The 3,581-nt window shown below is 38.9% G+C and carries 3 protein-coding genes and 1 pseudogene; all 4 read left to right on the forward strand.

All coding sequences use genetic code 11. The annotated features are described in order from the left end of the window. Positions 1-520 (forward strand): annotated as a pseudogene (locus AC6F75_RS06595) (PspC domain-containing protein); the annotation flags it as partial. 11 nt (positions 521-531) lie between these two features. Continuing rightward, on the forward strand, positions 532-1,254 hold the full coding sequence (locus AC6F75_RS06600; RefSeq protein WP_500714165.1) for a GIN domain-containing protein: 723 nt from the start codon (positions 532-534) through the stop codon (positions 1,252-1,254). A 122-nt stretch (positions 1,255-1,376) separates the two neighbouring features. Then, the gene (gene hemN / locus AC6F75_RS06605; protein WP_500714166.1) at positions 1,377-2,738 is read left to right on the forward strand and encodes an oxygen-independent coproporphyrinogen III oxidase; all 1,362 of its coding nucleotides are present in this window, start codon (positions 1,377-1,379) and stop codon (positions 2,736-2,738) included. A gap of 149 nt (positions 2,739-2,887) precedes the next feature. Next, a partial coding sequence (locus tag AC6F75_RS06610) for a universal stress protein (RefSeq protein WP_500714167.1) occupies positions 2,888-3,581 on the forward strand: 694 nt, incomplete at its 3' end.

Raw genomic sequence — 3,581 nt, forward strand, 5'->3', positions numbered from 1 at the left:
GGCGTCACTATACGTAAACAAAAAAGCAAAAGGGCGTGACTATCTTGAGGCTAAAAATCGCGCAGAAGCCATTTCCTATCAGTCTGTTTTTGAGAACAATACACTAAAACTTGACGGTTATTTTCTGGCCGATGTTGATGACAAATACCGTGACCAGCAAATGGAATTAACCTTATATTTGCCTGTGGGTAGTTATCTCTTTGCAGAAAACAACACTTACAGTTACCACAGAAATACTTCAAGATACAGAGACATCTTATTAAACGGTCAGGAAGGGTATTATCTTGAAATAATGGATGGAAAAACACATTGTGAAAAATGTGGAACGACAAAGTCTTTTTCAAATGATGACTTGGAGTATCATATCATCGACTGGGACGACAGTAACTGGCAGGAGACCTGGAAAGATGGCAACCGTATAAAAATTGACCGAGATGGTATTGATATTAATATCACTGATGAAAAAGATTCAGTAAGAGTCAATATTAACAAAAAAGGAATAAATGTAAATACCAATTAAAAATTTGAGTTATGAAACTATTAAAATTCATATTTTTACTTTTAATTATTGCGACAACATCTTCTTGTGATTTTATCATTTCGGTTAAAGGTATAGATGGCAATGGAAATGTTGTCAAAGATGACCGCCTTTTTTCAGAAAAAATTGATGTGGTCAAAGCCAGTAATGGTTTAGATGTTGAAATAGTCAACAGTACCGTTCAGATAGTGTCAGTAGAAGCCGATGAAAATCTGCAGGACATTATAGAAACCAAACTCAAAAACGGGGTGTTGTATGTAAGTACTACCAAAAATATCCGCAAAGCCAAATCCAAAAAAGTAACCATCGCTTTTGTTGAACTAGACGGAATCCATGCCAGCAGTGGGGCAAGTGTCAAAGGGTTGTCCAATGTGGTGTCAAACAATCTGGATTTAAAAACCAGTAGCGGTGCTCAAATGAGTTTAACCGTTATTTCAAAAGAATTATCAGCTCAATCAAGCAGCGGTGCTAATTTGACGCTCAGAGGACAGGCCAGAAACTTTAATTCAAAAGCATCAAGTGGCAGTTCAATAGATGCAAAAGACTTGCGAGCAATTTATTGTACTTCAAGGGCATCAAGCGGGGCAAAAATCACATTGAATATTCAGCGTTCACTCGATGCTAAAGCTTCGAGTGGTGGGGATATTAGATACTATGGGGAACCTGAGGTAGTCACACAAAATGCTTCCTCTTCCGGAAGGGTACGAAAAAGGTAATTCAAAATTTTTCACAATCAAAAAGCCGGCTTTAACTGTCGGCTTTTGTGTTTTTTCAATATGACCAAAATCATAGGGAAAAGCATCCCCCAGTTGTATTTTTGCATTAGATATTAATCACTATGCAAAGCCTGATTCAAAAATACAATGTGCCGGGACCGCGATACACCAGTTATCCCACGGTGCCTTACTGGAATTGCGAAAATTTTACCACAGAGGATTGGAAAAAAAGACTTAAAATTCAGTTTGACCACTTCAATGAGGAAGAAGGTATCAGCTTGTATGTACATTTACCCTTTTGCGAAAGCCTTTGCACATTTTGCGGATGCCACAAACGCATTACCAAAAGACACGAGGTTGAAGAACCCTACATCAATGCCCTCCTCAAAGAATGGCAACTTTACCTTAAGCTATTTAAACAAAAACCCATCATCAGGGAAATCCACCTGGGTGGTGGCACCCCAACCTTTTTTTGCCCAAAAAACCTACAAAAACTTATCAGTGGAATTTTAGAAAACAGCATTCAAGCAACCGATTACAATTTTAGTTTTGAAGGCCATCCCAACAACACGACTAAAGAACATCTCCAAACCTTGTATGATTTAGGCTTCAGAAGAGTGAGCTACGGCGTTCAGGATTACAATATGGCAGTACAGATAGCCATTCACCGCATTCAGCCTTTTGAAAACGTAAGAAAAGTGACTGAGTGGGCGCGTGAAATCGGCTATACATCAGTGGGACATGATATTATCTTTGGATTGCCTTACCAAACTTTAGAGCACGTAAAATATACCATTGAAAAAACCAAAGAGCTGAAACCGGACCGCATTGCTTTTTACAGCTATGCCCATGTGCCCTGGATAAAAGGAAACGGACAACGGGGTTTCAGTGAAGAACACCTCCCCTCACCTGAGCTCAAAAGGGAACAGTATGAAACCGGCAAACTATGGCTTGAAAAAATGGGATATGCTGAAATCGGGATGGACCATTTTGCATTACCCAACGACGAGTTGTTTGAGGCTATGAACAACAAAACGCTGCACCGCAATTTTATGGGTTACACCACTACACCCTCGAAAATTATGGTTGGATTGGGTGTTTCAGCCATTTCAGACAGTTGGACGGCTTTTGCACAAAATGAGAAAAACATTGAAACCTATTATGCCCTGCTTGAACAAAACCAAATACCCGTTTACAGAGGGCATTTGCTGACAGAGGAGGATGAAACCATCAGAAAACACATCCTAAGTCTGATGTGTAATCTGGAAACAAGCTGGGAGGATAACGAAGCGAAGTTCATCGATTTTAATAGTATTTTACAAAACCTTAACGAGTTAAAGTCAGATGGAATTGTTATTTTTGAAAAGAACAAGATTCAGGTGACAGAATCAGGCAAACCGTTTGTGCGAAATGTATGTATGGCTTTTGACCTTCATTTGCAACAAAAACAACCTGAAACCCGATTGTTTTCTATGACTGTTTAACCTATAACACTTTTTATTATGAAATGTCCATAAGCATAATTGCCATACCAACCGCCTTGCTCCGCCAATAGGCGGATTCAGGCGACGAAGCCGAAAATGATTATATGGACATTACATCTGACCGATAAAAAACAAATAAATATAAACAGATGAAAAAAATTATTGTACCCGTAGACTTCTCCGGCCATTCTGAGTATGCACTCAGGGTAGCTGCCGATATAGCCAAAAAACACAAAGCACAACTCTACCTGCTGCATATGCTGGATATTTCAGATCAAATGATTAGCATAACAGAGGGCACAAAAAGAAGGGAACTGATGTTTTTTATGCAGCTGGCTACCAAACGTTTTGAAGAGTTTATCGAACGTGATTATATGCAAGGCATTAAAACTACCCCTATTATCAAACATTTTAAAGTGTTTGAAGAAATTGACAATGCCGCTAAAGAAGTGGGTGCAGACCTCATCGTTATGGGCTCCCGTGGTGCCAGTGGTGTAAAAGGCTACTTTGTGGGTTCCAATACAGAAAAAGTGGTGCGCACTTCAGACGTCCCCGTATTGGTTGTAAAAACCGAAACCAAAAACTTTAATCCCAAAACCATCGTTTTTGCATCCGACTTTAATACTGAAAACCTCAAAGCATTCAAAAGCATTAAAAAATTTGCAGTTGCCTACAAGGCTACTCTCAAAATGGTTTATGTAAATACTCCTAATGCTTATTTTAAAAATACCCTTGAAATCAGGGAACAGATGAGGCAGTTTTTAAATAAAACAAGTATTTCAAACAACTCCGTAGATATTGTGATTTTCAACGACTATTCAGTTACCGATGGAATCCTGAATG

Source organism: Planktosalinus sp., assembly GCF_059864935.1.